Annotated in this window: 32 protein-coding genes; 19 read left to right on the top strand and 13 right to left on the bottom strand. The window is 66.6% G+C overall.

Annotated features, from left to right (window positions below):
• Both A5678_RS25010 and A5678_RS25005 read left to right on the top strand, forming a co-directional pair.
• A partial coding sequence (locus tag A5678_RS25010; protein ID WP_068048487.1) for a hypothetical protein occupies positions 1 to 438 on the top strand: 438 nt, incomplete at its 5' end.
• Positions 435 to 1,208, top strand: a complete 774-nt coding sequence (locus A5678_RS25005; protein ID WP_068048484.1) for a YqjF family protein — start codon at positions 435 to 437, stop codon at positions 1,206 to 1,208. The genes A5678_RS25010 and A5678_RS25005, both read left to right, overlap by 4 nt.
• Position 1,209: 1 nt before the next feature.
• Here A5678_RS25005 and A5678_RS25000 read toward each other — a convergent pair whose 3' ends face one another.
• A complete protein-coding gene (locus tag A5678_RS25000; RefSeq protein WP_068048482.1) occupies positions 1,210 to 1,980 on the bottom strand; it encodes an SDR family oxidoreductase in 771 nt (256 codons plus the stop codon).
• A 58-nt stretch (positions 1,981 to 2,038) separates the two neighbouring features.
• On the opposite strand from A5678_RS25000, the gene A5678_RS24995 reads away from it, so the two are divergent.
• From A5678_RS24995 to A5678_RS24980, 4 genes are all read left to right on the top strand, one after another.
• Entirely contained in the window at positions 2,039 to 2,515 is a 477-nt protein-coding gene (locus tag A5678_RS24995) for a nuclear transport factor 2 family protein (protein ID WP_068048479.1), read from the top strand.
• A 427-nt stretch (positions 2,516 to 2,942) separates the two neighbouring features.
• On the top strand, positions 2,943 to 3,425 hold the full coding sequence (locus A5678_RS24990; RefSeq protein WP_068048477.1) for a nitroreductase family deazaflavin-dependent oxidoreductase: 483 nt from the start codon (positions 2,943 to 2,945) through the stop codon (positions 3,423 to 3,425).
• 137 nt (positions 3,426 to 3,562) lie between these two features.
• Entirely contained in the window at positions 3,563 to 5,968 is a 2,406-nt protein-coding gene (locus tag A5678_RS24985; protein WP_068048533.1) for a plasma-membrane proton-efflux P-type ATPase, read from the top strand.
• Positions 5,969 to 5,972: 4 nt separating this feature from the next.
• On the top strand, positions 5,973 to 6,659 hold the full coding sequence (locus tag A5678_RS24980; protein WP_068048475.1) for a class I SAM-dependent methyltransferase: 687 nt from the start codon (positions 5,973 to 5,975) through the stop codon (positions 6,657 to 6,659).
• 64 nt (positions 6,660 to 6,723) lie between these two features.
• Here A5678_RS24980 and A5678_RS27380 read toward each other — a convergent pair whose 3' ends face one another.
• From A5678_RS27380 to A5678_RS24970, 3 genes are all read right to left on the bottom strand, one after another.
• A complete protein-coding gene (locus A5678_RS27380) occupies positions 6,724 to 6,861 on the bottom strand; it encodes a hypothetical protein (RefSeq protein WP_156747075.1) in 138 nt (45 codons plus the stop codon).
• A 125-nt stretch (positions 6,862 to 6,986) separates the two neighbouring features.
• Positions 6,987 to 7,733 (bottom strand): DJ-1/PfpI family protein, encoded by a 747-nt coding sequence (locus A5678_RS24975; protein ID WP_068048473.1) that lies wholly within the window; start codon positions 7,731 to 7,733, stop codon positions 6,987 to 6,989.
• Positions 7,734 to 7,751: 18 nt separating this feature from the next.
• A complete protein-coding gene (locus A5678_RS24970; RefSeq protein WP_068048469.1) occupies positions 7,752 to 8,711 on the bottom strand; it encodes a GlxA family transcriptional regulator in 960 nt (319 codons plus the stop codon).
• A gap of 110 nt (positions 8,712 to 8,821) precedes the next feature.
• Here A5678_RS24970 and tpx point away from each other — a divergent pair, with 110 nt between their 5' ends.
• Together tpx and A5678_RS24960 are read left to right on the top strand one after the other, a co-directional pair.
• Positions 8,822 to 9,316 (top strand): thiol peroxidase, encoded by a 495-nt coding sequence (gene tpx / locus A5678_RS24965; protein WP_068048466.1) that lies wholly within the window; start codon positions 8,822 to 8,824, stop codon positions 9,314 to 9,316.
• Positions 9,317 to 9,435: 119 nt separating this feature from the next.
• Positions 9,436 to 9,744 (top strand): DUF4333 domain-containing protein, encoded by a 309-nt coding sequence (locus tag A5678_RS24960; protein WP_231983764.1) that lies wholly within the window; start codon positions 9,436 to 9,438, stop codon positions 9,742 to 9,744.
• Here the strand turns inward: A5678_RS24960 and A5678_RS24955 are convergent.
• Both A5678_RS24955 and A5678_RS24950 read right to left on the bottom strand, forming a co-directional pair.
• Complete coding sequence (locus tag A5678_RS24955; protein WP_068048462.1) at positions 9,725 to 10,687, bottom strand: nitronate monooxygenase family protein; 963 nt, start codon at positions 10,685 to 10,687, stop codon at positions 9,725 to 9,727. The two genes, A5678_RS24960 and A5678_RS24955, sit on opposite strands and share 20 nt — an antisense overlap.
• Complete coding sequence (locus A5678_RS24950) at positions 10,684 to 11,064, bottom strand: NYN domain-containing protein (protein ID WP_068048459.1); 381 nt, start codon at positions 11,062 to 11,064, stop codon at positions 10,684 to 10,686. The genes A5678_RS24955 and A5678_RS24950 overlap by 4 nt, the downstream gene beginning before the upstream one ends.
• A 139-nt stretch (positions 11,065 to 11,203) precedes the next feature.
• Between A5678_RS24950 and A5678_RS24945 the strand changes: the two genes are divergently transcribed.
• The 5 genes from A5678_RS24945 to A5678_RS24925 all read left to right on the top strand — a co-directional run bounded on the left by A5678_RS24945 (position 11,204) and on the right by A5678_RS24925 (position 15,781).
• On the top strand, positions 11,204 to 12,388 hold the full coding sequence (locus A5678_RS24945; RefSeq protein WP_068048457.1) for an acyl-CoA dehydrogenase family protein: 1,185 nt from the start codon (positions 11,204 to 11,206) through the stop codon (positions 12,386 to 12,388).
• 17 nt (positions 12,389 to 12,405) lie between these two features.
• Positions 12,406 to 13,308 (top strand): NAD(P)-dependent oxidoreductase, encoded by a 903-nt coding sequence (locus tag A5678_RS24940; protein WP_068048527.1) that lies wholly within the window; start codon positions 12,406 to 12,408, stop codon positions 13,306 to 13,308.
• A gap of 9 nt (positions 13,309 to 13,317) precedes the next feature.
• A complete protein-coding gene (locus tag A5678_RS24935) occupies positions 13,318 to 13,767 on the top strand; it encodes a helix-turn-helix transcriptional regulator (RefSeq protein ID WP_068048454.1) in 450 nt (149 codons plus the stop codon).
• 4 nt (positions 13,768 to 13,771) lie between these two features.
• Complete coding sequence (locus A5678_RS24930; protein ID WP_068048451.1) at positions 13,772 to 14,182, top strand: VOC family protein; 411 nt, start codon at positions 13,772 to 13,774, stop codon at positions 14,180 to 14,182.
• A gap of 144 nt (positions 14,183 to 14,326) precedes the next feature.
• A complete protein-coding gene (locus A5678_RS24925) occupies positions 14,327 to 15,781 on the top strand; it encodes an aldehyde dehydrogenase (protein WP_068048448.1) in 1,455 nt (484 codons plus the stop codon).
• 61 nt (positions 15,782 to 15,842) lie between these two features.
• Here the strand turns inward: A5678_RS24925 and A5678_RS24920 are convergent, their stop codons facing one another.
• On the bottom strand, positions 15,843 to 16,097 hold the full coding sequence (locus A5678_RS24920) for a hypothetical protein (protein ID WP_068048444.1): 255 nt from the start codon (positions 16,095 to 16,097) through the stop codon (positions 15,843 to 15,845).
• 207 nt (positions 16,098 to 16,304) lie between these two features.
• Between A5678_RS24920 and A5678_RS24915 the strand changes: the two genes are divergently transcribed.
• Entirely contained in the window at positions 16,305 to 16,952 is a 648-nt protein-coding gene (locus A5678_RS24915) for a heme-binding protein (RefSeq protein WP_068048524.1), read from the top strand.
• Positions 16,953 to 17,018: 66 nt separating this feature from the next.
• A complete protein-coding gene (locus tag A5678_RS24910; protein WP_068048441.1) occupies positions 17,019 to 17,855 on the top strand; it encodes a class I SAM-dependent methyltransferase in 837 nt (278 codons plus the stop codon).
• Between the two features lie 3 nt (positions 17,856 to 17,858).
• Here A5678_RS24910 and A5678_RS24905 read toward each other — a convergent pair whose 3' ends face one another.
• Complete coding sequence (locus A5678_RS24905; RefSeq protein WP_068048438.1) at positions 17,859 to 18,869, bottom strand: NADP-dependent oxidoreductase; 1,011 nt, start codon at positions 18,867 to 18,869, stop codon at positions 17,859 to 17,861.
• Between the two features lie 75 nt (positions 18,870 to 18,944).
• On the opposite strand from A5678_RS24905, the gene A5678_RS24900 reads away from it, so the two are divergent.
• Both A5678_RS24900 and A5678_RS24895 read left to right on the top strand, forming a co-directional pair.
• Positions 18,945 to 19,622 carry a hypothetical protein gene (locus tag A5678_RS24900; RefSeq protein WP_068048435.1) on the top strand — a complete coding sequence of 226 codons (678 nt, stop codon included), beginning with the start codon at positions 18,945 to 18,947 and terminating at the stop codon, positions 19,620 to 19,622.
• Between the two features lie 30 nt (positions 19,623 to 19,652).
• Positions 19,653 to 20,498 (top strand): SAM-dependent methyltransferase, encoded by an 846-nt coding sequence (locus A5678_RS24895; RefSeq protein ID WP_068048432.1) that lies wholly within the window; start codon positions 19,653 to 19,655, stop codon positions 20,496 to 20,498.
• 9 nt (positions 20,499 to 20,507) lie between these two features.
• Here the strand turns inward: A5678_RS24895 and A5678_RS24890 are convergent, their stop codons facing one another.
• Positions 20,508 to 21,338: a family 16 glycosylhydrolase gene (locus A5678_RS24890; RefSeq protein ID WP_068048430.1), complete on the bottom strand. Its 831-nt coding sequence runs from the start codon at positions 21,336 to 21,338 to the stop codon at positions 20,508 to 20,510.
• A 213-nt stretch (positions 21,339 to 21,551) separates the two neighbouring features.
• Between A5678_RS24890 and A5678_RS28135 the strand changes: the two genes are divergently transcribed.
• Entirely contained in the window at positions 21,552 to 21,800 is a 249-nt protein-coding gene (locus A5678_RS28135; protein WP_231983763.1) for a hypothetical protein, read from the top strand.
• A 339-nt stretch (positions 21,801 to 22,139) separates the two neighbouring features.
• Here the strand turns inward: A5678_RS28135 and A5678_RS24885 are convergent, their stop codons facing one another.
• Positions 22,140 to 22,811: a cutinase family protein gene (locus A5678_RS24885; protein WP_068048427.1), complete on the bottom strand. Its 672-nt coding sequence runs from the start codon at positions 22,809 to 22,811 to the stop codon at positions 22,140 to 22,142.
• Between the two features lie 124 nt (positions 22,812 to 22,935).
• Here A5678_RS24885 and A5678_RS24880 point away from each other — a divergent pair, with 124 nt between their 5' ends.
• Entirely contained in the window at positions 22,936 to 23,598 is a 663-nt protein-coding gene (locus A5678_RS24880; protein ID WP_068048424.1) for a class I SAM-dependent methyltransferase, read from the top strand.
• Positions 23,599 to 23,609: 11 nt separating this feature from the next.
• Here A5678_RS24880 and A5678_RS24875 read toward each other — a convergent pair whose 3' ends face one another.
• From A5678_RS24875 to A5678_RS24865, 3 genes are read right to left on the bottom strand one after another with little or no spacing between them, the layout of a single operon-like run.
• Positions 23,610 to 24,686, bottom strand: coding sequence for a prenyltransferase (locus A5678_RS24875; RefSeq protein ID WP_068048421.1), 1,077 nt, complete (start codon positions 24,684 to 24,686; stop codon positions 23,610 to 23,612).
• The gene (locus A5678_RS24870; protein ID WP_068048418.1) at positions 24,673 to 25,431 is read right to left on the bottom strand and encodes a class I SAM-dependent methyltransferase; all 759 of its coding nucleotides are present in this window, start codon (positions 25,429 to 25,431) and stop codon (positions 24,673 to 24,675) included. The genes A5678_RS24875 and A5678_RS24870 overlap by 14 nt, the downstream gene beginning before the upstream one ends.
• Positions 25,425 to 26,690 (bottom strand): glycosyltransferase family 4 protein, encoded by a 1,266-nt coding sequence (locus A5678_RS24865; protein WP_068048415.1) that lies wholly within the window; start codon positions 26,688 to 26,690, stop codon positions 25,425 to 25,427. The genes A5678_RS24870 and A5678_RS24865 overlap by 7 nt, the downstream gene beginning before the upstream one ends.
• Positions 26,691 to 26,696 lie beyond the last annotated feature (6 nt).

Here is a 26,696-nt window from a genome sequence, read left to right as displayed (position 1 = left end):
TGGCTCGAGTACGAACTCGACGTCGCCAAGTTGCTCGACTTTCCGCTCATGACGGACATGCGCGACCCGCTCACGGTCGCCTTCCACAAAGCCAAACTCCGCGCCGACCTCCTGCGCCCCGCCAAGGCCGAAGACCTTCTCGACGACCGCGAAGCGGCCGCGCAGTACCGGGCCGCCGTCGAGGATTACGTGACCTCCTTCCGCGCGGCCGAGACCGAAGCGATTCGCAGACGCCGCAGCGACTTCTCCCGAGCCGACCAGCAGCGGATCGCGCGCGCTCAGAACCTGCTGCGAGTGGCCTCGGATTCCGCTGCGACGGTGCAGGAACGCCGGCAGGCATACGAGTTGGCGCGTCAGGAGCTCGAGGGCCTCGTCGTCTTGCCCGCCAGCACGCAAACCGGCATCGAACGAAAGGTCTTCGGGGAGTTGGAGGGATGACCGCGACGCCCGGGGTGCCCGCGCCCGAACCCCTCGCAAGCCATGGCCTCGAGGGATACCCGGTCACCCCACCGCCGCTTCGCGGGCCGGTTACCTTCGATCAGTGTTGGCGCGACCTGACCTTCATCCATTGGCCGGTGCGGCCCGACGCCGTCGAGACGATGTACCCGCCCGGCACCCGGCCCGATGTCTTCGCCGACGGGATGACCTACGTCGGGTTGGTCCCATTCGTCATGGGCAGCACCAAAGTTGGCTCCGCGCTGCCACTTCCGTACTTCGGTAGCTTCCCGGAGACCAACGTCCGGCTGTATTCCGTCGACGACTCCGGCCGGCACGGTGTGCTGTTCCGGTCGTTGGAAACGGCGCGCCTCGCCGTCGTCCCGCTCACCCGGGTCGGCCTGGGTGTCCCGTATACCTGGGCGAGAATGCGGACGAACCGGCACTGCGACCGCATCAGGTATGACAGCGTGCGCCGGTGGCCTCGCCGCGGCCTGCGCAATCGGGTCGAGATCGCCATCGGCGCCCCGGTCGAACCGACACCGCTGGAAATCTGGCTCACCGCCCGATGGGGTGCGCATACTCGCACCGCCGGCCGCACCTGGTGGATACCCAACGAGCACGAAACCTGGCCGCTACACACGGCCGACATCCTCGAGTTGGACGACGAGCTGGTGGCGGCCAGCACGGTGCGCCCCGCCGGCGAGCGGTTGCGCGCGCTGTTCTCGCCCGGTGTGCGGACCCGTTTCGGCCGCCGCATCGTGGTCGCGTGAGCTACGGGCAGGTGTATCCGCCGTCGATCACGACGTCCGAACCCGTCATGTAGCTGGAGGCCTCGCTCGCCAGATATAGGTACAGGCCGGTCAGTTCTTCGGGGCGGCCGATCCGCCCGAGCGGTATCTTCGGCTCCCACAACCGGTGAAGTTCGGTCATCGGCTCCACGAGTTCGGTCAGGATGTAACCCGGGCTGACGCTGTTGACGCGGATGTTGTGCGGCGCGAACTCCACGGCCATGGCCCTGGTCAGGTGAATCACCGCGGCTTTGGACGTGCAGTAGTGGCCCACTTGCTGCGGCACGTTGATGATGTGGCCCGACATCGAGGCAGTGGTGATGATGGCGCCGCCCCGACCCTGCCGGACCATCACCCTGGCCGCCGCTTGCGCAGTGAGGAAAACGCCTGTGACATTGGTGGTTTGGATGCGGTCGAACTCTTCGAGCGACATGTCAAGCATCCCGTTCACGCTGATGATGCCGGCGTTGCAGACCGCGATGTCGATGCCGCCCAACTCCGCGGTCACCCGCTCCAGCATGTCGGTCACTTGATCGGGTTGGGTCACGTCGCAGCGGATGGGCACGACCTTGCCGTCGCCGTCCGCCGCGATCTCCCGGGCCACCTGTTCCAAGCCCTCGGCTCGCCGCGCCGCGATGGCCACGTCGGCACCCGCTTGCAGATATGCCTGCGCCACTTTCTTGCCGATGCCGCTGGATGCCCCGGTCACCAGCGCCCGCTTGCCACGCAAATCAAACAACTTCAAGACGTTCATGCCATATCCCTATCCAGACGAGCGACCTGTAACCGAAACACGTTCTAGTGTGTCCGCCATGGGCAAATTCACCAGGGCAGAAATCGAGCAAGCGCTCGACAACTACACGCGGGTCGTGGAGGGGTGCAGCGCCTCGGGCGACTGGCGACCGTTCGCCGACCTCTTCACCGAGGACGTCGTCTACACCGAACATCACTACGGGGTGTTCCACGGCCGCGAGGCCGTGCGGGACTGGATCGTCGCCGTCATGGCGCCGTTCCCGCACATGCGATTTCCGTCCGACTGGACCGCCTACGACGAGGACAACGACGCCATCGTCGTGATGATCAAGAATCTGCTCGAGCATCCGACGGATCCCAACGGTGAACCCTTCTGGTTTCCGAACTGGACCCGGCTCGTCTACGCCGGGAACGGGTTGTTCTCCAGCGAGGAGGACATCTACAACCCCAACCGGGATGCGCCCGGTGTGGTGAGTGCCTGGCTGCAGGCCGGCGGGCGGCTGGAGTCAGACGAAATTCTGCAGCCCAACGCGTAGCGCCGAGGAGCGCTAACGCTTGCGGCTGAATTGATAACTCTCCGTGTCAACGGGTTTCGCGGTCATGGTTGCGCGGATCGGACCGGAGCGGCCAGCCAGCCCGAGAAGGATTTCGGCGCGGCCACGCGGCGGCGCGATGCTGAGCGCTGCCCGGAAAGTTACGTCTACTGGCGACAATTGCATTGTGCAATAATTGCATCTGCCTACTGTATTGGGTCAGTTCGTACGGCGTGTCGGATCGCGGTGATTGTTTGCGGTGACGGGAGGCGCAGTGACCGTTGACAACGCGACGATGTAGTCGGGGATGTCATCACCGACGCGTTGTTGACAGCATTGCGGTTACGGGTTGCGCTATCCATGGACACCCCGCGGACGGTGGCCGAGCTGACCTCACAGCCAAAGAATCGCGCAGCTGAGGTAACCAATTGTGAGGATTGTCAAGAACGTTCAGCCACCGGCCGGATTGACCCGATTCGTTTTTCGGATTCCTATCCACCTTTATCGGCTTGGGCTCGGATGGCTGTTCGGGAGTCGACTTCTGCTGCTCAACCACACCGGCCGCGTGTCCGGGAAGCCCCGACAGACCATCCTCGAGGTTGCCGAGCACGACGGCAACAGCTATGTCGTCGCCTCGGGATGGGGACCTACTGCCGCGTGGTACCGCAACATCCTGCACACCCCGGACGTCACCATCCAAGTGGGGACGCGGACGACACCCGTGACGGCCATACCGCTCGACAAGGAGGAGGGGGCACAGGTCTTCGTACGGTACGGGTCACGGCATCGCACGGCGGCCAAGTACTTGCTTCCCGGCATACTGGGATTTCCCGTCGACGGATCGGACGCCGACTTCCACGCCGTCGGAGAATGCTTGCCGTTCGTCCGGTTCGTCCCTCGGGCAGAAGTTTGAAAGCCTCGAACCGCTTTCACGTATCGGGAGACGATCGATCCTGACACCACGCGCCAAAGTTCAGCCAGAACAAGAGCCGAATCGCCGGACCAAAGGCGAAGGAGATAGCGGTGCAGACCGATGACGAACTGGTGAGCATGCCGCTGCCGCAGGCGCTGGCCGAGCTGGACAGCTCGGCGCAGGGATTGACGTCGGCGCAGGCGCGATCGCGGCTGCAGCGTTACGGGCCCAACGAGATTGCTGAGCCGCATCACAACCCGATTCTGGTCTTTCTGGGGTATTTCTGGGCGCCGATCCCTTGGATGATCGAGGTCGCGCTGGCGTTGTCGCTGGCTGCTCGGCATTGGACCGATGCGGTGATCATCGGGGTGCTGTTGGCGATGAACGGGGTGGTGGCCTATTTCGAGGAGCACCAGGCGGCAAACGCGATCGCCGCGCTCAAGCAGCGGCTGGCTTCCTCGGCGCGGGTGTTGCGCGACGCCGCGTGGGTGACAGTGGCGGTGCGTGAGTTGGTGCCCGGTGATGTGGTGCGGGTGCGTCTCGGTGATGTGGTGCCTGCCGATCTGCGGGTGCTCGATGACGTCACGCTCGAGGTGGATCAGTCGGCGCTGACCGGGGAATCGCTGGCCGTGAGCCGTGGGCAGGGCCAGAGTTTGTATTCGGGGTCGGTGGTTGTGCGCGGGGAGGCCGACGCGCTGGTGTGCAACACGGGGGCGTCGTCGTTTATGGGGAAGACCACCGCGCTGGTGGAAACGGCGGGCACCGTCAGTCACTTCCAGCGCGCGGTGTTGCGCATCGCCAACTACCTGATCGTGATCGCGCTCGTCCTGGTGACATTGACGGTCGTGGTTTCGTTGGTGCGGGCCAATCCCGTGCTGCAGACCCTGGAGTTCGCGCTGGTGGTCACCATCGCTTCGATCCCGGTGGCGTTGCCGGCGGTGCTGTCGGTGACCATGGCCATCGGCGCGCGCCAGCTGGCGCGGCACGAGGCCGTGGTCAGCCATCTGCCCGCGGTCGAGGAGCTCGGCGGTATCGACCTGTTGTGTTCGGACAAGACCGGGACACTGACCCAGAACCGTCTCGCGCTGGCCGCCCGCTGGACGGCCTCCGGAGTCAGCGACGACGAGATGCTCGTGGTTGCCGCGCTGGCGTCGCGCGCCGAAGACAACGACCTCATCGATCTGGCGGTGATCGCTGCCGCTGGCGAACGACCTGCGGTGCGGGTGGCGGAGTTTATTCCGTTCGACCCGGTCAGCAAGCGCACCGAGGCGCTGGTGTGCGACGCCGACGGTCATGAGTTCCGGGTGAGTAAGGGCGCGCCCCAGGTCATCTCGGCGTTGTGTGGCGGTGACGGCGCGGCCACCGAGGTCTCCGGCGTGGTCGAACGGTTCGCCAGCCGCGGATATCGATCCCTCGGCGTGGCGCAAACGGATGGCGACGGCGCCTGGCGGCTGATGGGGGTGCTGGCGTTGGCCGACCCGCCCCGCGAAGACTCCGCGGCGACCATCACGGCCGCGAAGGAACTCGGCATCGACGTCAAGATGGTCACCGGGGACCAAGTCGCCATCGGTCGCGAAATCGCCCGCCAGGTCGGCTTGGGGGAGCAGATCCTGGATGCCGCCATTCTCGACGGCGGCGCCAGCGACGACGATTTGGGCGCCCGGGTGGAAGCCACCGACGGGTTCGCGCAGGTCTATCCCGAGCACAAGTACCACATCGTGCGGCTATTGCAGGCCCGCGGGCACATCGTCGGGATGACGGGCGACGGCGTCAACGACGCCCCGGCACTCAAACAAGCCGACGCCGGCATCGCGGTGTCTGGGGCCACCGACGCGGCCCGCGCGGCCGCCGACGTGGTCCTGCTGGCACCCGGGTTATCGGTGATCTTGGCCGCGGTCGGCCTGGCCCGTGAGATCTTCGCCCGGCTGACCAGCTACGCCACCTACCGCATCGCCGAGACCATCCGGGTGCTGCTGCTGATCACCCTCGCGGTGGTGTTGATGAACTTCTTCCCGGTCACCGCCGCGATGATCGTGTTCCTCGCACTGCTCAACGACGGCGCGATCCTGTCCATTGCCTACGACCACGTGCGGGGTTCACCCAAGCCCGTCAAATGGGACATGCGCGCAGTGCTGACCATCGCCACTGTGCTGGGCGTCATCGGCGTCATCGCGACCTTCACCCTGTTCTTCCTCGCGGACAAAGTCTTCGGGCTCAGCCACGACGTCATCCGCACCATGATCTACCTCAAACTGTCCGTCGCCGGTCAGCTGACCATCTTCCTCACTCGCTCGCGCGGCCCGTTCTGGTCACGGCCCGCGCCGGCGCCACTGCTGCTGGGGGCAGTCATCACCGCGCAAACGATCGCGACCCTGATCGCCGTCTACGGCGTGGCCATGAGCCCACTGGGATGGCGGTGGGCCAGTCTGGTGTGGGCCTACGCCGTGGTGTGGTTCCTGTTCAACGACCGGGTCAAACTCGCGGCCTACTACTGGCTGGACCACCACCAATCCCGCGCACCCGCAGCTCCCGATTACCGTTGAGTTCATGAAGGGCGAGCCAGCGAATCGTCACGGCGGCGGGCTTTCGCCGCACGTCGCGGCGCGCGTCTATGACAGGATCGGCCGGTTCCAAGACACCCAAAACGTATTTGAACGACCCGCGCTTGACCGGCTCATCGCCACCGCCAGTTTCGAGACCGCCACCTCGGTCTTCGAATTGGGCCCCGGAACCGGTAGCTTGGCCCAGCGCCTGCTCAGCGACCACGTTTCCCCAGCCTGCACATACCTCGGCGTGGACGTCAGTACCCGGATGGTTGAGCTCGCCCGCCAACGCCTCACCGCGTTCGCCGGTCGGGCCAAGGTTGTTGAGAGCGACGGCACGCTGCCGCTGCCTGCCGCTGACCGCTCGGCCGACCGGTTCATCGCTGCCTACGTCTTCGATCTTCTTCGACACGACTACGCCGCACAGGTCATCGAGGAGGCCCACCGTTTGCTCATCCCAGGCGGCTTGGCATGTCTTACCAGCCTCACGCATGGACAGTCGCCCCTGGGACAACTGATATCGCGCGGCTGGCAGGGAATTTCGCGAGTAGCCCCTCGGCAAGTTGGCGGATGCCGCCCCATAAACCTGCGACGCGTCTTAGATTCGGACAGCTGGAATGTTGATGAGGACGTCGTCATCGAGTCCTGGGGCGTTCCCTGCCAGGTTCTCGTCGCCACCGCTCGCTCGTGAGCGCCCGTCGCCGTCTGTTGCTAATCACCTGAAACTTGCTGGGCTGCGACGAACACTGGGGCTTTCACGCAAAAGCGACGACCAAGTTTCGGAGCGTCCAGACCCGATGGAGGCCCATCATCGTCGGGCGGGTGACCGTGGCGGCGGTCAAGAGTGGTTCGGCGACTGCCCAGAAATTGGCTTCGGTGAAGCCGTCGGTCACCGGTGTAGCTCCTCTCGACTTGGCACCCCGACGGTCGTCCCGTGGATCCGGGCCGACGTCTTCGTCGTCGGCGGTGCGGCGTAGCCGAGGGTGATAGCGCATGTGCCATCGCTTTCGGAGGGGCCTCATGCCTTGCCAACCCCGAACGACGCCGGTTTCCATCGCCGCGACCGCACGGCCGCCAGCGCCTGCTCCCACGCCAGCATCGTGGCGGCCTTCACATTGGCCGGCTTCGCACTGTCCCTGGACAGCAGCGAGGTCGCGGCCGCCTTGGTGGTCGTCGACGCCTTCGACATGTGACCGGAGTCGAACGGCGGCTGAGGGTCGTATTCGATCGCCAACTGGATCGCCTTGGCCCGGCCTTCGCCGCCGATCTCTCCGGCCAGCCACAGCGCCATGTCGAGTCCCGCCGACACGCCCGCACAGGTGACGATGTCGTCCTGGTGCACGATTCGCTCGTCGCCCACCGGAACCGCGCCGAACGCCTTCAAGGCCGGGACGGTCAGCCAGTGCGACGTGGCGCGCCGCCCTTCGAGGAGGCCGGCGGCCGCCAGGATCACCGACCCGGAGCACACCGACGTCGTCCATCGAGCCGTCCGATGCGCCCGGCGCAGCCAATCCAGCAGCACCTCGTCGCGGGCGTGCACCGGGGTCGACGGGCCGCCCGGCACCAAAATCACGTCGGGCGAGGCTGTTTCGGCCAGTGAGTGGGTGGCCCCGATGATCAGCACACCGGAGTCCGCCGTGATCGGGCCGGCCTGGTGCCAGACGAACCGCACCTCGGCATCCGGCAGATTGCGCAGCACCTCATACGGGCCGATCATGTCGAGCGCGGTGAATCCCGGATAGGCCACGATGGCGATCTGAAGCATGGTGTCGTCCTTTCAATTTCAGGCGAAGGCCTTACGGTAGTGGTCCGGCGGAATGCCGACCCGGCGAAGGAAGTTGCGCCGCATGGTTTCCGCGGTGCCGAAGCCGCAGCGGGCGGCGATCGCGACGACTGTGTCGTCGGTCTCCTCCAACTGTCGGCGCGCGGCTTCGGTGCGGATGCGCTCGACGTATTGGCCGGGCGCCTCGCCGACCTCAGCCGTGAACACGCGGGTGAAGTGCCGCGGGCTCATCGCCGCGCGGCGGGCCAGCTCGTCGATGCTGTGCTCGCCGCCGGGCTCCGCCTCGATCGCCTCCTGCACCGCGCGGATCGCGTTCCGCTTGGCGCGCGGCATCCACACCGGCGCCGCGAACTGCGTCTGCCCACCGGGGCGGCGCAGATACAGCACCAGCCAGCGGGCGACCGTCTGCGCAACCTCGGTGCCGTGGTCGTCCTCGACCAGTGAAAGCGCCAGGTCGATTCCCGCGGTGACACCCGCGGCCGTCCACACGGTGTCCGAGGTGCGGACGAAGATCGGATCGGCGTCGACGTCGATCGCGGGGAACTCGCGGGCCAACCGCCCGGCGAAGGCCCAATGTGTGGTGACCCGCTGCCCGTCCAGCAGCCCCGCCTCGGCCGCCAGGAACGCGCCGGTGCAGACGGTGACCACGCGGCGGGCGGTTCCGGCGACGGCCTTGATCCAGCCGATCAGCTCGGCATTCGCCCGCGCCGCCTCGACACCTCCGCCGCCGGGCAGCACGACCGTGTCGATCTTCTCGCTGGGGTCGTTCGGGTCCGGCAGCGGCGCCGCGACGAAGGCCAGGCCGGTCGGTGTGGTCACGGACTGGCCGCCGACGGACCCCACGACGACGTCGTACCCGCCGCCGGTGAGCAGCGATGCGCCGGTGAAGACGTCGTGGGGCCCCACCACGTCGAGCGCCTGCACGCCGGGAAAACCGGCGATCACGACCTTGCGCGTCATGGACCTAAGTGTTCGGCACGTCCCGGCATGTCGTCTACGCCCTGTAACCCACCAATCAGGACATGGGACCTGGCCCGTGGCGGCCGAGGCGCGCTTGGCAGACTGTTCGCATGGCACAGATAACGTTGCATGGAAACCCGATCAACACCGTCGGCGAGCTGCCTGCCGTCGGAGCTCCGGCGCCGGCCTTCAGCCTGACCGGCGGCGACCTGGGGGCGGTCAATAGCGACCAGCTCGGCGGTAAAGCCTTGGTGCTCAACATCTTCCCCTCCGTGGACACGCCGGTGTGCGCGGCCAGCGTCCGGACCTTCAACGAGCGCGCCGCCGCGAGCGGCGCCACGGTGGTGTGCGTGTCGAAGGACCTGCCGTTCGCGTTCGCCCGATTCTGTGGCGCCGAAGGCATCGACAACGTCACGACGGGCTCGGCGTTCCGCAGCAGCTTCGGCGAGGACTACGGCGTCACCCTCAAGGACGGGCCGATGGCCGGTCTGCTGGCCCGGGCCATCGTCGTGGTCGGCGCCGACGGCAAGGTCACCTACACGGAGTTGGTTCCCGAGATCGGCCAGGAGCCCAACTACGACGCGGCACTGGCCGCGGCGGGCTAACCCGACCCGCCGACTGCGTTCGCCCCGACCGCGGGCGTCCGGTCGCTCGTTTGCGAGCCGACGATGCCCGTCGCTGTGAGCTGTCCTAACGCGCCGATAGCGTGTTAGCCTGACCGGCTATGAATTGCGGCAGATTTCCGGTTGTCGTGGGCATGCTGGTCACTGCGGTGTGCCTGCAGGTCGCCGGATGCAGTCCGAAGGCGACGGTCAAACCCGACGGCGCGGCGCAATCGGTCGACGTCGTCTCGCGCCAAACGGGATTCCGCCCGACCGACGTGAATTATCCGTCCGGCGTCGAAGCCAAGGTGGGCCAAGAGTTCGACTGTCACTTCACCGGCCCGAAGGGCAAGGGTTACACCGCGCACATGCGCATCACCAAAGTCGAAGGCGAACAGGTCGTCTTCGACGTCACGAGTCGCCCGAGCTAGGCCCGGGCGGCCCCAGTCGATCCGCGGCGGCCGCCAGCGCTTCGCCGCAGCCCGCCCACATCCCCTTGATGATCTCGGCGGCCGGCGGAATGTCCTGGATCCGCCCGGCCACCTGACCGGTGTTGGCGACGCTCGCGTCCATGTCCCCGTCGAAATACAGCCGCTGCACCCGCTGCAGCGCCGCCGCGCCGTCACCCGAAGACCTTGCGGTGTCCAGTCTTTCGGCGGCAATCGTCCGGATCACCCGCATCATGCGTTTACCGTCCAGGGGGAGGAGCACAGTGGAGGTTTCATCGGCCGCCACGACCGCCTGCTTGAGGTTGCCGTGCACCGGGGAATCCGCCGAGGCCAGCAGCCGCGTGCCCATCTGCACGCCCTCGGCGCCGAGAACGAAGGCGGCCGCCATCGAGCGCGCGTCGCAGATCCCTCCCGCCGCCACGATCGGAAGGTCGACCTCGGCGGCCACCAAGGGCAGCAGCACCATGGTCGACGCACCGAATCGGTTCTTGAACCCACCGCCCTCGACGCCCTCAACCACGAGCCCGTCCACTCCGGCGTCGACGGCTTTCCAGGCGGCCTCGAGAGTGCCCACCACATGGAACACGGTGATGCCGGCGTCGTGCAGCCGGCCGATGAACAGCGCCGGATCGCCGGCCGAAGTGGTGACGAAGCGAATGTCGTTGGCCGCCAACAGATCTACGATGACCGGGTCGCGATTCATGATCAGCGCGATATTGGCGCCCACCGGACGGTCGGTGAGGTCACGGACCCGTGTCAAGTCGGCCCGGCCCTGCTCGGATGTCGTCTCGATGACGCCTAGCGCGCCCCCGTTGGACACCGCCGCGGCCAGCTGCGCGCCGGCGATGTAGGTCATGGGGGCCTGGATGATCGGGATGTCGATCCCGGCGGCTGCGCAGACCCGGTTCGGTGGGCCGGCGCTCATCCGCCCACCGGATCGATGAGGTCGCGGAAGCTTGCAGCCGGGTGAACCGAAGCGCCCAGGTTCTCCACGCGGTCGCTCAGCCCTTTGTCCGACGTCACCACCCGAATGTCGTGCGGCCGGGGGTCGGTCTGGACGCGCCGGACGATCTCGTCGTCGGCCGAGTTCGCGGCCGCCTTGGGCGCATACCCGATCTCGATCACCGATGCGGGAATGGCGCTCGACGGCGGCCGCTCAAACACGACGGTCACGTGGTCCCCGTGGGTGGCCGCCCATCGGTCGAGGCGGGCCGCCAATGCGACCATGGCGCGACCGCGGTCCTTCCACCACCCGTCCGGGCGGCTCCCGATCACGTTCATTCCGTCCACGATCCACCGCACGCCCCCTACGGTAAGGCGACATTTCGCCGCACCGCTTCCGGCCCCGTGTCCTGCGATTTCATTTTTCCAACGTTAAGCGGTTGGTACGGTCACCGGTATCAGTTTCCCGCTGATGCCGTCGCGATGATGGGACAGGTGGATGACGTCGATAGCCGACACCGATGACCGGGTTGTCTCGATCGCCCGCAAGATGCGCGATCTGGTGCGCGCCGAGGCGGCAGAGTCCGAGCGGATGCGCACCCTCACCCCGGCGATCGTCGACGAGATGTGGGCGAGCGGGCTGATGTCGGCGTTCAACCCGGTCCCGGCGGGCGGTGCGGAACCGTCGTTCACCGAAATGATCGAAACCTGGATCGAAATGGCCTGGCAGGACGGCTCTTTCGGATGGGTCGGCATCGCCAACCTGCCGTCTTCCTTCGCCGCCGCGGCGTATCTGCCCGACGAGGGGTTTGCCGAGGTGTTCACCGCGCACGACAACCGCGTCACGATGGGCGGCCAGTTCTTCCCCAACGGCCAGGGATCCGCCGTCGATGGCGGCTACCTGGTGAGCGGGTCGTGGAACTTCGGTTCGGGCATCGGCCACTCCCAGTACGTCGCGGCCGGTTTCCTGCCCATGGACAACGGCGAGATGCGCTGGATCAGTGAGGGCTTCCCCGAGATGCGGGTTGCGGTGATACCCCGGGATCAGATCAGCTTCGACGACGGCTGGTTTGTCCAGGGGCTCAAGGGAACCGGGTCCTATGATTACAGCGCCCAAGACGTGTTCGTGCCGGCGAGCCGCACCTTCGAGCTGTTCGTGCGCGAGCCGTATCGCGGGACGTCGCCGGCCACCCGGATGGGGCTGATGCCGGTCACCGCCGCCGGCCACGCGTCGTGGGCCCTGGGCGTCGCCAAAAGCATGCTCGACGACGTCCAGGAGCTGGCGGCGACGAAATTCCGGATGAGCGACATGGCGTCGCTGGCCAGCCGCCCGACCTTCCAGAAGGGGCTGGCGCACCACCGCGCGGCCTGGCGGGCCGCTCGGCTGCTGGTGCTCGACGCGTTCACCACCGCCGAGGCTGCGGTCGCGTCGGGGGAGGAGCTGACACCGCTGCTGCGCGCGGACATGCGCGTGGCGGCGGTCTACGCAACCGACACGGCCCGAAGCTGCGCCGAGTGGGCACATCTCGTCGCGGGCACCAGCTCGATCCGGGAGGGCACCCGGTTGGAGCGCGCCTTCCGGGACATCTACACCGGCACGCAGCACGCCTTCATCAGCGAGAAAGTCGCCATCGACGTCGCGCAGATCTGGCTCGGCATCATCGAAGACCAACCCGGGTTGTGAATCGCTACTATCAGCCCATGCGCGGCTCGAAGATCCTGATCACCGGCCCGACCGGTCAAATAGCTACCCCGATCGCGCGGGCGCTCGCGCCCGACAACGAGGTGTGGGGCATCGCCCGCTTCACCGATCCGGCAGCGCGGGAGCCTCTGGAGGAGGCGGGCATCCGCTGCGAGATGGTCAACCTCGCGGCCGGTGACTTCGCCGGTCTACCAACCGATTTCGAGTATGTCCTCAACCTTGCGGTGGCCAAGAGCGGCAACTGGGACAAGGACCTCGCGGCCAATGCGGAATCGGTGGGTCTGCTCATGGCGCACTGCCGAGACGCGAAGGCGTTTCTGCACTGTTCGTCCGCCGCCGTCTACGACCCGCCGGACGACGATCCGCGAACCGAGACCGCCGCCCTGGGTGACAACCACAAGTGCCTGTTCCCCACCTATTCGATCTCCAAGATCGCCGGGGAGGTCGTCGCCCGGGCGATGGCGCGGGCCCTCGGAGTGCCCACCACCATCGCCCGGCTCAACGTCCCCTACGGCGACAACGGCGGGTGGCCGTTCTACCACATGGAGATGATGCTGGCGGGCATCCCGATCCCGGTCCCGCCGGGTGAACCCGCCCGCTACAACCCGATTCACGAGGACGACATCATCGCGACCATTCCGAAGCTGCTCGAGGTGGCCTCGGTTCCGGCCACCACGGTGAACTGGTGCGGCGACCAAACGGTCAGCATCCAGGAGTGGTGTGGCTACCTCGGCTCGCTGGTGGGCAAGGAACCGGTTTTCGAGGTGAGCCGGCAGGCGCTGCGCGGCAATCCCACCGACAGCGGCCGCATGCATGAACTCATCGGCGGCACGACGGTCGACTGGCGTGACGGGCTGCGCCGGATGGCGGCCAAATTCCATCCAGAGCTGGTCGGCGCGTAGGGATTACAGATGCGCCAAGGACCCGATGCGACGCAGCGCCTGCGCAACCTAGCGCTGCTCCGCCGCGTCCGTGACCGGATCGATCGCGAGTACGCCCGGCCGTTGGACGTGGAGGCGCTCGCGCGTGAGGTGCACATGTCCGCCGCTCACCTGAGCCGCGAGTTCCGCCGTGCCTACGGCGAGTCCCCATATTCCTATCTGATGACGCGGCGCATCGAGCGCGCGATGGCGCTGCTGCGGCGCGGCGACCTGAGCGTCACCGACGTGTGTTTCGCCGTCGGTTGCTCCTCGTTGGGCACCTTCAGCACTCGCTTCACCGAACTGGTCGGCGTGCCGCCGAGCACTTACCGGCGGCGAGTGGTGGACGCGTTGGCCGGGATGCCGCCGTGTGTGTCCAAACAGGTGACCAGACCGATCAGGAATCGAGAAGCGCCGGTCACCGGGCCGCATTTAGCCTGACGCCATGGACATCACGATTCACTCGAGCTTCCTGCCACACGACGACCCGGAATCCTCGCTCGCCTTCTACCGCGACACCCTCGGCTTCGAAGTCCGCCTCGACGTCGGTAAGGGCAAGATGCGGTGGATCACCGTGGGGCCCCCGAACCAGCCCGACACCTCGATCGTCCTGAATCCGCCGGCCGCCAACCCGGGCGTCACCGACGACGAGCGGCGCACCATCGCCGAGATGATGGCCAAGGGCAGCTACGCCATGTTGCTGTTGGCGACCAAAGACCTCGACCGCACCTTCGAGCAGCTGCAGGCCAACGACGTCGACATCGTCCAAGAGCCGACAGAACAGCCTTACGGACTCCGGGACTGCGCGGTCCGCGATCCCGCGGGCAACCTGATCCGCATCCAAGAACTGCGCTGAGCGTCGCTCTAGGGGTCCGTTTTCGCGGACGCGCGCCGCGGTCTCATCCGTGAACGCGGCCTTGACCGCGGCGCACGTACAATGCTAAGCAAGTGCTCAGCATTGTCGACTGGCGGAACGGCCCCGCGATACGGAAGGGATCAGATGACGCTGCAGACGGTATTGGACGACCTCCGAAAGCGCCCGGGAACGGGCGAGGTCATCGCGGTCATCGACCCCGCCACCGAAGAAACCATCACCGAATTCACCGACTGCGGCGAGGCGGCGGTCAACCACGCCGCCGAGCGGGCGCGGGCTTCCTTCGAGGCGGGCGTCTGGTCGCAGCTGCCGGGACGCGAGCGCGCCAAGATCATTTGGCGCATTGCGGATTTGATCGACGAACATGCCGAAGAATTCGCCCGACTCGACTCGCTGAACACCGGCATGCCGTTGATGCAGGCACAGTTGCAGATGTCGACCTGCTCGGAGTTCTTCCGCTACTACGCCGGCTGGTGTTCGAAGCTCAACGGTGTCGCATACGACGTGAAGACGGACGGCATCGCGACGGACGCCTTCGTCGACATGCACGCCTACACCCTCAAAGAGCCGTTCGGCGTGGTGGGGTTGATCTTCCCGTGGAACGGCCCGATCTTCAACGCCAGCGCAAAGCTGGCGCCCGCGCTGGCCGCCGGGTGCAGCATGCTCGTCAAACCCGCCGAGGAGACCCCGCTGTCGGCGCTGTTGTTGGACCGGCTGATTCACCAGGCCGGCGTCCCTGAGGGGGTGGTCAACCTGCTGACCGGCTACGGCCACACCGCCGGTGCGGCGATCACCGCGCATCCCGACGTCGAGAAGGTCGCCTTCACCGGGTCGACCGAGGTCGGCAAGGAGATCGTGCGGGCCTCGGCCGGCAATCTGAAGAAGGTCATGCTCGAACTCGGCGGTAAGTCGCCGGTGCTGATTTTCGACGACGCCGACCTGGACAAGGCGATCACGATGGCGTCGCTGGGCATCTTCGTACACTCCGGGCAGGGATGTGTATGTGGCTCAAGGATTTTCGCGCAGCGCGGAGTGTACGACCGGGTGGTGGAAGGCATTGCGCTGATGGCGAATACGTTCAAGCTGGGCGCGCCGGGCGAGGAGGGCTGCGTCAGCGGGCCCTTGATCAGCCAGAAGCAGCTGACCCGGATCATGGGCTTCATCGACGAAGGCAAGAGTGACGGTGTCGAAGTGGTGACCGGCGGCTACCGCCTCGACCGCAAGGGCTACTTCGTTCACCCGACGGTGCTGACCAACGTCGACCCCGGCATGCGGCTCTATCAGCAGGAGATCTTCGGACCGGTGGTCAGCATCCTGCCCTTCGACGACGAGGACGAGGCGGTGGCGATGGCCAACGACACCACCTACGGATTGGCGGCCACGGCCTGGACGGAGAACCTGGGCCGCGCCCACCGAATAGTCAAGCGGCTGCAGGCGGGCAGCGTCCAGGTGAACTGTCAGTTGGTGTTCGACCACGACGTTCCGTTCGGCGGTTACAAGCAGTCCGGCTGGGGGCATGAGTTCGGGCGCGAGGGCATCGAGGCCTACATGAAGACGAAGTCGGTCTGGGCCCAGCTCTAGCCCCCGAACGCAAGAGTTCCGAACCTCGGGGTCCGGAACTTTGCGCTGCATTGCTGACGAGTCAAGATCCCTTGGCGTAGCGGGTGAGGAACCCGGCGGCCGCGACCGCCGAGACCGCGCCGATCGCGCCCCACAGCACCAGCTGGAAGACCATCGACCCCAAGAACCAGCCGAACGTCATCCCGATGTAGAGGGCCCAGATCAGGCGGAACGCGCTCCACAGCGCAACGGCGCCGGCGCCGAGTCCGATGTAGAGGCTGCGCTGCCGGTCGACCCGATTGATCTGCTCTTCGATGCTCGCCGGGACGATCTTCATTTCTGACTTCCTTTCGTGGGGCGCCGCCGGACTGGCGTCGTCGTTGGGCCAAGTACAGAGCCTCGAGTCGGCTACCGATCCCAACCCGCGCGCACCGGAAGACGCGCGTTACCCCTCATCCGCATCGAAAGACAAGAGTCGGGTGACACCGCAGTTCGGGAGTGATCTCACTTGCGCTACCGGGCTTGGGTGAGTCAAATGGTCCCGATGATGAATCCGATCAAGCTCGTCGAGCAAGTCGCCGAATCGGTCCTGGCGATAGGCGGCATCCGCGTTGGCCTCGAGGAGCCGAAGTACACGCGCCAACCGCTGACGGGCACCGTCGAGATACGCCGCTACGGCCCGCGGATTGCGGCCGAGACGACGGTCGACGCCGACGAAAATCGCGCTCGTGACGTGGGGTTCCGACGACTGGCCGGCTACATATTCGGCGGCAATCGGGGCAGTCAATCGATCTCGATGACGGCACCCGTCAGCCAACAGTCGGGCCGGGGCGGCCAGCAGATCGCGATGACAGCACCCGTCGTCCAGTCCGCCGGCGCCGAGAGCGGCTGGGTGATCCGATTTTTCATGCCCGAGAAGTGGACGATGGAAACCCTTCCGCTGCCCAAAGATGATCAAGTCCGGCTGGTCACCGTGCCGCCCGCGACCATAGCCGTGCTGCGATTCAGCGGTGACCGCAGCCCCAAGGCGGTCGCCTCGCGCACCGACGAGCTCTTGAACATATTGCGGGACAACAGCGTCAAGACCACCGGCGAGCCAGAGGCCTGGTTCTACGATCCGCCCTGGACGCTGCCGATGCGGCGTCGCAACGAGATTGCGATTCCGATCGATCCGGTGTCCGCACCGACCTAGCCGCCCCAACATGGAACTGCGCATGCGCATCTACGCTCGGCGCTGAGCGGGTTACGGTTTGGCGTGATGACTCATCGAGACAACCAGAAAGTGGATGCCAGGCTGCTGACCGGCGTCTCGGAAACGGCGCTGCTAACCCTCTACGGCAGGGCATACAACGCCGGGCGCCCGGACCCGATCATCGACGATCCGATGGCCATCAGGCTGGTGGACTCGTTCGATTTCGACTTCGAGAAGTTTGGGCGCAGGGGCCAGGAGATGGCACTACGCTCGCTGGCCGTCGACCGGTGCGCGACCGAATACCTCACCGCGCATCCCACGGCGACCGTGGTCGCGCTGGCCGAGGGTTTCCAGACATCCTTCTGGCGCCTGGACCGCGCGATACCGAATGCGCAATTCAGTTGGCTGTCGGTGGATTTGCCTCAGGTCATCGAACTTCGGCAGCGCCTCCTGCCGCCGTCCCCGCGCATCACCTATCTCGCGCAGTCCGCCCTCGACTACAGCTGGATGGACAAGGTCGACACCGGCAACGGCGTGTTCGTCACCGCCGAAGGACTGCTGATGTATCTGCAGCCCAACGAGGCGCTGGGACTGATCACCCAGTGCGCCAAGCGATTTCCCGCTGGTCAGATGTTCTTCGACCTGCCGCCGACGATCGTCAAGAAGGTCGCGCGCAGGGGGCTGCGTTCGTCCAAGCGCTACCGGGTACCGCCGATGCCGTTCAGCCTCTCGACGCGTCAACTGGCGAAGCTGGCGGATGCCGTGCCCGGGATCCGCGCGGTGCACGATCTGCCGATGCCCGCGGGACGGGGCCTGTTCTTCGGAACGTTGTACCCCGCGTTCTGGCGCTTCCCACCGGTGAAGCCCTACCGCGGTGTCTTCGCCCTACTCGAATTCGGTTGAGGGTCAGCCGACCTTGACCACCAGCTTGCCGACGTTCTTGCCGTCGAAGAGCATGTTGATCGCCGTCGGCAGCTGCTCGAAGCCCTCGACGACGGTCTCGAGCGGCGTGAGCTTTCCTCCCTCGATCAGCTCCGCGATCTCGGTCATCGCTTCTGGTGCGCGCCCGAAGTGGTCGAGCACGATGAAGCCCTGCAGCGTGGCGCGCTGAATCAGCAGGTTCCCGAATGCGCGCGGGCCCGGCGGGGGATCGGTTGCGTTGTATCCGGAAATCAGGCCGCACAGCGCCACCCGAGCGCCGATGTTGAGGCGCGCGAAGATCGCGTCCATCAGGTCGCCACCGACGTTTTCGAAGTCGACGTCGATGCCCTTGGGCGTCGCCGCCGCCAGCCGGGCGGCCCAGTCGTCGGCGCGGTGGTCGACGGCCGCGTCGAAGCCGAGCTGGTCGGTGAGCAGCGCACACTTCTCGGGACCGCCGGCGATCCCGACGACACGAGCGCCGGCGGCCTTGGCAAGTTGTCCGGCGACCGAGCCGACCGCGCCCGCCGCCGCGGAGACGACGACCGTCTCACCCGGCCGCGGCTTGCCGATGTCGCGGATGCCGATCCACGCGGTGAGCCCCGTCATCCCTAGCGCACCCAGGTAGGCGCTCGGCGAGATGCCCTCTGCCACATCGACCGGGTTCACCATCGCCGTGTCCGACAGGACCGCGTACTCCTGCCAGCCGAGAAGGCCTTGCACTTTCTGGCCGACCGGATATTTGGAAGTCTTGGAAGCGACGACCTCACCGAGCCCGCCGGCCCGCATGACCTCGCCGATGGCCACCGGGGGCAGATAGGACGGGGTGTCGTTGATCCACATGCGGTTCGTCGGGTCCAGCGAGATCCAATCCACCCGCACCAGCGCCTGGCCGTCGTCGAGCTCGGGAATCGCCTCTTCGCTCAGTTCAAAAGTGCTTGGGCCGATGCGGCCAGTCGGTCGTTCGCGAAGCAGGAAGCGACGGTTTCGTCCGGTCATTAGCGCACCGTACCCTCAGCGCGCGTGCGCGTTCTACCCTGCACGAAGGGGAGCGCTCGACCGGAGGTGGGCCCGATGAACATGATTTCGCGACTCGTCCTGGCACCGATCGCCGTGATCGCGGCGGCGCTTGTCGTCGAACCCGGACCGGCGTTCGCCGATCCGCCGCCCACCCAGGTGATCACCGTGGTGGCCGTCGGGCCCGGCGGCGAAGCGATCAACGGCTACCACGTGGCGTCCGGGCCGGACAATGTCGGGCAAGCCAGCGACTGCTCGGAACCCTCACCGTCGGCGGTGGCCGACAACGTCTACTACTGTTCGCCGAGCGCGGCCGGGGCCGGCACGTGCTGGCCGTCGACCCCAGGATCGCTGCTGTGCGTCGACGATCCGTGGGGCCGGCGCCTGCATCGGGTGAACTATGACGGTCCGCTGCCGCCGGTGCACCCGACTGCCACGCCGGACCCGTTCGCGCTGACCCTCGACGACGGTACGCATTGCCTTTTCCGCAACGGCGGCGCCTGGGGCGGGCGCGCCGACGGGTATGTCCCGGTCTATGGGTGCGGCCCCGGCGGCGGCGGCAATACCGCGGTGCTGTGGTTGCCCAGCCAGGGCGCCGGGAGTTGCATCGACCGCTCCTCGCCGACGTGGACGGTCAAGGTCGGTCAAATCGGCCGACCGGACACCGTCTACCCACCGCCGCAGACCCGCGAGGTGACGGAAGCGTGGCTCGCCGGCGGCAAGGCCGGTCAGTAGAGCGGCCGCGGGGCTGCTATAACGCAACCTATGTCACGCTCAGGCCACCCGATCACCCATGTTTCCGATACGGCCCGGTGGACGGCGTTGCACCGGGCTACCGAATCGGCCCGCCCCGACGCGTTGTTCAGCGACCCGCTCGCGGAGCGTCTCGCCGGTGAACAGGGCCGGGCGATCGTCGACAAGATCCCGTGGAGGGATCGCAGCGGTTTTTGGCTGGTCGCGCGCACCAAGATCATCGACGATGCCATCGCCGACGCGCTCTCGCGCGGCTGCGACCGCGTGCTGAATCTGGCCGCAGGTCTGGACACCCGGCCCTACCGCTTGGATCTCCCGCCCGACCTCACCTGGATCGAGGCAGACCTACCCAAGCTGCTTGCAGAGAAGACGCAAGCGCTTGCCGACCAGACCCCGTACTGTCGGCTGACCCGCGCAGCCGTTGACCTCTCCGACCCGCACGCCCGGGACGCATTCTTCGACGATGCCCTGGACGGCGCGACGAAGGCCCTGGTGCTCACCGAGGGTCTGTCCATGTACCTGGAGCCCACCGACATCGTCGGGCTTTCGCAGTCGATCAAGCGGCCCGAGGTCGCCTGGTGGATGCTCGATTTCGCCTTTCCCGGCCTGAAGAAGCGGATCAACAAGAACGTCACCGGGATCTCGGAAAACGCGCCGTTCAAGTTCGCACCCGAAAACGGGCTGGCCTTCTTCGAAGATTTGGGCTGGCAGACCGTCGATGCTGAGTCGGTACTCGAGGCTGCTCACCGATTGCACCGCCTACCGGTATGGATGCGCCCGCTTGTCTGGCTGGGTCGAGTGGATTTGCGCCGTCCGGGCGGCAAATCGTCGAGTGCGGTCGCCCTGCTCACCCACTGACGGCGGCGCCTACCAGACGCGGATCCAGTCGATGAGCATGTCGGCGGGGTAGTTGCCGGGGCCCGGGTCTTCGCCACCGGAACCGGCGACCGCGAGGTTGAACACCGGATACGCCGTGTATCCGGGCGCGTTGAAAGGCCAGTCCGGTAGCGAGCTCGCCGGTACGTCGAAGTAGGGCGCCGCGCCGTCGGTGTAGTCCTTCCAGAACCGGATGCCGGCCTCGTCCCACTGGGTGCGCCAGGTGTGCCAGGCGCTGTCCATCGCGATGTTGTGGGTCTTCCATTCGCCACCGTTGGCTTTGGCGTGCACGGTGGTGGCCGACGGCCATTTGCCGTTGCCGTACCACTCCATGACGTCGATCTCGCCCTGGTCCTCGTTACCCAGCCAGTAGGCGGGCCAGGCGCCCGCCGTCAGGCAGTTGAGCTTGATACGGGCTTCCCAGGTATGGCCGACGCCACCGCGCCAGAGGCTCTGGACCTTGCCGCTGTAGTAGGTGGGGCCGTCCTTGGCGGCGCGGAGAACCAGGTTGGAGTTGCCGTCTACGAAGACGTTCCGACGATCGTCGCGGTACTGCCCGATGTGCTCCGGCTGCTCCCAATACGTCGGATCTTTGATGGTCTCGCGGGCCTTCGCGACCGTCCACTTCGACGAATCGGGCGCCGATCCGGCGGGTCCGTCGAATTCGTCGTGAAAAATGTAGGTGCCGGTTTGGCCGCTGGGAGCGGCGGGAGCGGGTGTGCGACCTGGCGGGTGGGCCTGGGCCTTCGGCGCAGGCAGCGCGGCTGCCAGCACGCCGATCCCGGTCGTCAACATCATGCGGCGGCGGTCCATCTTGGGCATACGCGGGGACGATAGCAGCCACCGCCGTCCGAGCCGAACTCCGAAATGTGTCGGTGCTCGCCGCTATCGTTTCGAATCGCCGCCGGGCCAGCACGGACGGCGGCGCGGTGGCGGCTGACGGATTAGTCGAAATTCATGGCTAATTCTCAACTTCATGGATGGTTTGGCCTCAGGATCGGCCGGGCATTCTGAGGTCACAAGCCGATAACCACAATGCATAGCTTTTGCGGGTTGCACTGGGAGGAGTTAACGATCGTGGCTAATACAACGGGAGCGACGGTTATTTTCCTTCAGTCCCACCCGGTTTGGACGGCAGCTCGGCGCCAGGAACGCGAACGCCGTGAGGCGATGCGCCGTCATCCCGCTTTCCGCGCCCGCCAGCGTGCCGCGGCGGCCGGCGGCGAGGTCATCCCACTGATCCGCGACGACAAGTTGTATTCGAGCACCAACACCCCGGCCTGAGCACTTTCCCGCGCAAATTGCGCAAAAGGCGTCCAGGCCATCGGGTTGCTCGAACCGGTTAATCGCGTCCCAAATACGTTCCGATAACTTCGCCTGTTTGTTCGGGGGAGCGCGGATCAGCCGGCCAGGCGGAGCGTCCGCTCGGAGAGCGGCGGCGTGCCCGAATTTTCTTGCCAAATGCAGCTGATCCGTTTACATCATCCCCGGGCCGCGCATCAACGTCACCCGGTTCTCGTGGGTCACGGCGGTCGCCGAAATCGGCGCCGGAACGGGTCAGGTCGCGGGCGGCCTAGATCGCGTCCAACCAACCGCGCCTAGCGTTCCGCCGCGCCGGATCGGTCAGAGCTTGCCCGCGACGAAATCGGCCGCCTGGTTGGCCATACCGGCATCGATGTAGGCGCCCGCGAGGTGTTGCGCCCAGTTCGCCTTCCAGGTGTTCGGGTCAGCCGGGTTGCAGATGGGGTCGGCGCCGTGGCACAACTCGATCGTCCGGTCGTTGTAGGTCGGGTTGAAGTTCGTGATCGGACCGACCCACTGGCTGCCGTTGCCGAAGAGGGCGACGGCCGCGATGTGCTGCTCAGCGCCCGGCGGCAAGGGGCTGTCGAAGCCGAACGCGCTGATGGGCGCCGCGAGGACCACGTCGGTCACCGCCGCGCCAAGCGAGTAACCACCGAGCACCAACCGCGTGTTCGGGCAATTGTTGATCATGTCCTGAACGTGGTGGCTCATGTCGTTGGCGCCCTGAGCAACCTCAGTGTCGGCGGGGTAGTTCACGGCATAGACGCCGATGTTTTTATTGACCTTGGATCGCAGCGAACTGATGAACGCGTTGCCCAGCGCTCCCGGTCCCGGCGATTCCATGCGGCCACGGGCGAAGACCACCTGCGCCTGTGGGCAGTTCGCGGCGGTAGCGCTGGGAATTGCAGAGGACGGGAGCGCAGCGGGCAAGGCCGGCGCGGCCACAAGGAGGACCGCCGCCAGGCCGATGTAACCGAGTCTGCGGGCAAGCACAGCATGATGGTAAAGCGGTCTCGGCCCGGCCGCTGGGCTTAGGCACAGCAACCTCAGTCCGGTCGCGCGGCGGCGACCTCGACCACCGTGGGGGCTCCCGTGACGCGAACGATAGGTTCAGCTGATGAGTCACGTCGATGCGAGTGCGCCCGAGCGCTTGTTCGCGCTGGCCGAGCAGGTGCAAGGGTTCCTGCCCGCCGATGAGGGGCGCGCGCTCTACGACGCCGCCGTCCGGTATTTCGACGGCGGCGTCGGAGTCGAGATCGGCACGTACTGCGGCAAATCCACGCTGTTGCTCGGCGCTGCGGCCCAACAAACCGCGGGCGTGCTGTACACGGTCGACCACCACCACGGCTCCGAGGAGCACCAGGTCGGCTGGGAGTACCACGATGCCTCGCTGGTCGACGAGGTCACGGGTTTGTTCGACACGCTGCCGACGTTCCGTCGCACGCTCGATGCCGCGGGGCTGGACGACCACGTGGTCGCCATCGTGGGCAAGTCGCCGATCGTGGCATCCGGGTGGCGGTCGCCGCTGCGGTTTTTGTTCATCGACGGGGGCCACAGCGAGGCCGCCGCGAACCAGGACTTCGACGGCTGGGCGAAGTGGGTGACCGTCGGCGGCGCGCTGGCCATCCACGACGTGTTCCCAGACCCCAGGGACGGCGGCCGGCCCCCGTACCACATCTACTGTCGCGCAATCGATTCCGGGCAGTTCCGGGAGGTTTCGGCCACCGGGTCGCTGAGGGTCCTCGAACGTGTCAGCGGTCAGCCGGGCGAGGCGATCTAGCCGGACTCACGTCACCAGCCGGGACCGGTGGCGACGCATTCGCAGTCGAAGTCGGTCTGCAGACCCGTCGGCAATGCCTCACTGCGGAAAATCCCGGCGCCCGCAGTGGTGTTCGACAGCGCGTCCGCGGCGAGGATCATCGCCGCTCCAGTCCACGTGGTGCGCTCCTCCGGCCACCGCTTCCCGTCCGCGAACACCAAACCGGTCCAGTAGGAGCCGTCTTCCTCGCGGAGATGCTGCATGGCGCCGAACTGCCGATGCGCGGCGGACCGGTGACCCATAGCCTCCAGCGCCATCACCAGCTCGCATGTCTCAGCACCGGTGACCCACGGCCGGTCCACCACGCAGCGAATGCCCAGGCCGCCGACCACGAAGTCGTCCCAGCGCTCTTCGATTCGCGCGGTCGCCGCGGCCCCGCGCAACGCGCTACCAAGAACGGGGTAGTACCAGTCCATCGAGTAGCGGTCCTTCTCGGTGAACGCCTCGGGGTGCGCGGCAATCGCGTGGCCGAGTCGGCCCAGAGCCAGTTCCCACTCCGGCTGGGGCTCGCCGACCAAGGCGGCCAGCGCGAGGGCGCACCGCATGCTGTGAAACACGCTCGCACATCCGGTCAGCAGCGCTTCCTCCAACGGACCGGCGTCGCTGCGGGCCCAACAGATCTCGCCGTAGCCGACCTGCAGGTCGATGACGAAGTCGATCGCCCTGTGCACGACCGGCCACATCTGAGCGGCGAAGCGCCGGTCGCCGGTGACGAGAACGTGGTGCCACACGCCGGTCGCGATGTAGGCGCAGAAGTTGCTGTCGCTGTTGGCGTCTTCGACGACGCCCGCGCGGAGCTGGATGGGCCAGGAGCCGTCGGGCCGCTGGGTCCGGCGGCTCCATTCGAACGCGGCACGCGCGGGCTCCAGCAGTCCGGCGGCGGTGAGCGCCATCGCGCACTCCACGTGATCCCACGGATCGGTGTGGCCCCCCTCAGACCAGGGGATGGCCCCTGTGGGCTCCTGCATGGCTGCGATTGACAGCGCGGTTTGACGGCATTGCTCGGGGCTAAGGACCCCCGGGACCGATGGCGGATTAGACCGACGCAACTGAATATCCCACCGTCGCTTCGTTTTCGGACATCGGCTCTTTGACGAAATACATCGCCACACTCTTGCCGATCAGCGGATTGAGCAGCGATTCCGCCAGCTGCGTGATCTTCGGCCGTTGCATCAGGTCCCACACCAGGAGCTGGTGGTACGCCGACACGGCTCGATGATCGGTCTTCGACACGCCCACGGCGCATTTCAACCACCAGAACGGGGAGTGCAACGCGTGCGCGTGGTGGGCATGCGTCAATCGCATACCGCCGTCGGAGATCTTGGCACGCAAATCGCTGGCCCGGTAGATGCGTACGTGGCCGCCTTCGTTGCTGTGGTATTCATCGGACAGTAGCCAACACACCCGCTCCGGAAGCCAGCGCGGCACACTGACCGCCAGGGTGCCGCCGACCTTGAGCACCCTGATCAGTTCGGCGATGGCGGCGCCGTCGTGCGGTATGTGCTCCAGGATTTCGGACGCGATCACACAGTCGAATGTTTCGTCGGCGTACGGCAACTTCAGCGCGTCACCGAGGACCACCTTTGCCGTCGCGCCGGCGGGTGCCTCACCGCCCTCGGCCATCGCGCGCAAAATGGTTTCCACCGAACGCAATTCGCTCTCATCGCGGTCGAACGCGACCACCTCCGCACCGCGCCGATACGCTTCGAAGGCATGCCGGCCGGCTCCGCAGCCGACATCGATGACCTTCGTCGCCGGCCCAACCCGTAGTCGGTCGAAATCGACTGTCAGCATCGCGCTTCCCCTTCGGGAGCGGCCGAGGCGGCGTTACGTGCGATCGCCCGCTCATACACCCGGACGGTCTGAGCGGCCACGGCTTCCCAGCTGAAGACGCTGACCGCGCGCGTTCGTCCCGCCTTGCCCAGGCCCCGTCGCTTCTCCGGCGAATCCAGCAGGTCCCCGAGCGCGCGGGTGAGTGCGTCGACGTCGGCGGGCGGCACCAGCTCGGCGCATGCGCCGTCGGTGCCGAGGACTTCGGGGAGCGCACCGACCCGACTCGCGACGATCGGAGTGCCGCTGGCCATCGCCTCCACCGCGGGCAGCGAAAACCCTTCGTAGAGCGAGGGAATGCAGGCCACTTCCGCCGAAGCGAACAACGCGGCCAGCTCGTCGTCGGAAAGCCCACTGGTGATGTGGACCATGTCGGAGATGCCGAGCTCGGCGATGAGTTTGTGGGTCGGACCGTTGGGTTCCACCTTGGCGACGAGCCGCAGTTCGAGATCCCTGCTCGTGCGCAGCCGGGCAACCGCGTGCAGCAGGGTGCGCACGCCCTTGAGCGGCGTATCGGCGCTGGCGATCGCGATGACCCGCCCGGGCTGCCGGGGAAGCGATCCCGGCTTGAACAGTTCGGTGTTCACGCCCAGCGGCACCACGTGCAGCTGGTCCGGTGAGACCCCGAAGTCGCTCACGATGTCCGCGGCCGACGACGACGAAACCGTCAACAGGTCCGGAATCTGGCGCGCCACTTGCTGTTGCATCGCCAGGAATCCATACCAGCGCTGCACCAACGGTTTTCGCCACCACCACGCAGCGGCCAGGTCAAGCACCCGGTCACGGGTGATGGGGTGGTGCACGGTGGCCACCACCGGCAGCCCGGCGCCGGCGATCGTGAGCAGGCCGGTGCCCAGGCTCTGGTTGTCGTGGACGACGTCGAAGTCGGCCGCCCGGGCTGCCAGCAACCGGGCGGCGCGCATGGTGAACGTCCGCGGCTCCGGGAAGCCCGCCGTCCACGTGGTGAACAGTTCCAGCAGGTCGATCGAGTCGCGAATCTCGCTGGGCCGCGGGACCCGGAACGGGTCGGGCTCGCGGTAGAGATCGAGGCTCGGCACCTTGGTCAGCCGCACCCGCGGGTCGAGCAGGTCGGGGTAGGGCTGCCCGGAGAAGACCTCGACGTCATGACCGAGTTCCACCAAACCGTGGCTGAGATGGCGCACGTAGACGCCCTGTCCGCCGCAATGGGTTTTACTACGGTAGGACAGCAGGGCAATTCGCATACTCAA

The sequence above is a fragment of the Mycobacterium sp. E2733 genome (assembly GCF_001667585.1).
Classification (GTDB): Bacteria; Actinomycetota; Actinomycetes; order Mycobacteriales; family Mycobacteriaceae; genus Mycobacterium.
The sequence above is the reverse complement of the archived record's forward strand: the minus strand, read 5'-3'. Positions and strand labels throughout refer to the sequence as shown.

Coding starts and splice junctions, on each gene's coding strand:
- A5678_RS25005 (WP_068048484.1), top strand. CDS start 435: ATGACCGCGACGCCCGGGGTGCCCGCGCCCGAACCCCTCGCAAGCCAT.
- A5678_RS25000 (WP_068048482.1), bottom strand. CDS start 1,980: ATGAACGTCTTGAAGTTGTTTGATTTGCGTGGCAAGCGGGCGCTGGTG.
- A5678_RS24995 (WP_068048479.1), top strand. CDS start 2,039: ATGGGCAAATTCACCAGGGCAGAAATCGAGCAAGCGCTCGACAACTAC.
- A5678_RS24985 (WP_068048533.1), top strand. CDS start 3,563: ATGCCGCTGCCGCAGGCGCTGGCCGAGCTGGACAGCTCGGCGCAGGGA.
- A5678_RS24980 (WP_068048475.1), top strand. CDS start 5,973: ATGAAGGGCGAGCCAGCGAATCGTCACGGCGGCGGGCTTTCGCCGCAC.
- A5678_RS24975 (WP_068048473.1), bottom strand. CDS start 7,733: ATGCTTCAGATCGCCATCGTGGCCTATCCGGGATTCACCGCGCTCGAC.
- A5678_RS24970 (WP_068048469.1), bottom strand. CDS start 8,711: ATGACGCGCAAGGTCGTGATCGCCGGTTTTCCCGGCGTGCAGGCGCTC.
- tpx (WP_068048466.1), top strand. CDS start 8,822: ATGGCACAGATAACGTTGCATGGAAACCCGATCAACACCGTCGGCGAG.
- A5678_RS24960 (WP_231983764.1), top strand. CDS start 9,436: ATGAATTGCGGCAGATTTCCGGTTGTCGTGGGCATGCTGGTCACTGCG.
- A5678_RS24955 (WP_068048462.1), bottom strand. CDS start 10,687: ATGAGCGCCGGCCCACCGAACCGGGTCTGCGCAGCCGCCGGGATCGAC.
- A5678_RS24945 (WP_068048457.1), top strand. CDS start 11,204: ATGACGTCGATAGCCGACACCGATGACCGGGTTGTCTCGATCGCCCGC.
- A5678_RS24940 (WP_068048527.1), top strand. CDS start 12,406: ATGCGCGGCTCGAAGATCCTGATCACCGGCCCGACCGGTCAAATAGCT.
- A5678_RS24935 (WP_068048454.1), top strand. CDS start 13,318: ATGCGCCAAGGACCCGATGCGACGCAGCGCCTGCGCAACCTAGCGCTG.
- A5678_RS24930 (WP_068048451.1), top strand. CDS start 13,772: ATGGACATCACGATTCACTCGAGCTTCCTGCCACACGACGACCCGGAA.
- A5678_RS24925 (WP_068048448.1), top strand. CDS start 14,327: ATGACGCTGCAGACGGTATTGGACGACCTCCGAAAGCGCCCGGGAACG.
- A5678_RS24920 (WP_068048444.1), bottom strand. CDS start 16,097: ATGAAGATCGTCCCGGCGAGCATCGAAGAGCAGATCAATCGGGTCGAC.
- A5678_RS24915 (WP_068048524.1), top strand. CDS start 16,305: ATGATGAATCCGATCAAGCTCGTCGAGCAAGTCGCCGAATCGGTCCTG.
- A5678_RS24910 (WP_068048441.1), top strand. CDS start 17,019: ATGACTCATCGAGACAACCAGAAAGTGGATGCCAGGCTGCTGACCGGC.
- A5678_RS24905 (WP_068048438.1), bottom strand. CDS start 18,869: ATGACCGGACGAAACCGTCGCTTCCTGCTTCGCGAACGACCGACTGGC.
- A5678_RS24900 (WP_068048435.1), top strand. CDS start 18,945: ATGAACATGATTTCGCGACTCGTCCTGGCACCGATCGCCGTGATCGCG.
- A5678_RS24895 (WP_068048432.1), top strand. CDS start 19,653: ATGTCACGCTCAGGCCACCCGATCACCCATGTTTCCGATACGGCCCGG.
- A5678_RS24890 (WP_068048430.1), bottom strand. CDS start 21,338: ATGCCCAAGATGGACCGCCGCCGCATGATGTTGACGACCGGGATCGGC.
- A5678_RS28135 (WP_231983763.1), top strand. CDS start 21,552: ATGCATAGCTTTTGCGGGTTGCACTGGGAGGAGTTAACGATCGTGGCT.
- A5678_RS24880 (WP_068048424.1), top strand. CDS start 22,936: ATGAGTCACGTCGATGCGAGTGCGCCCGAGCGCTTGTTCGCGCTGGCC.
- A5678_RS24870 (WP_068048418.1), bottom strand. CDS start 25,431: ATGCTGACAGTCGATTTCGACCGACTACGGGTTGGGCCGGCGACGAAG.
- A5678_RS24865 (WP_068048415.1), bottom strand. CDS start 26,690: ATGCGAATTGCCCTGCTGTCCTACCGTAGTAAAACCCATTGCGGCGGA.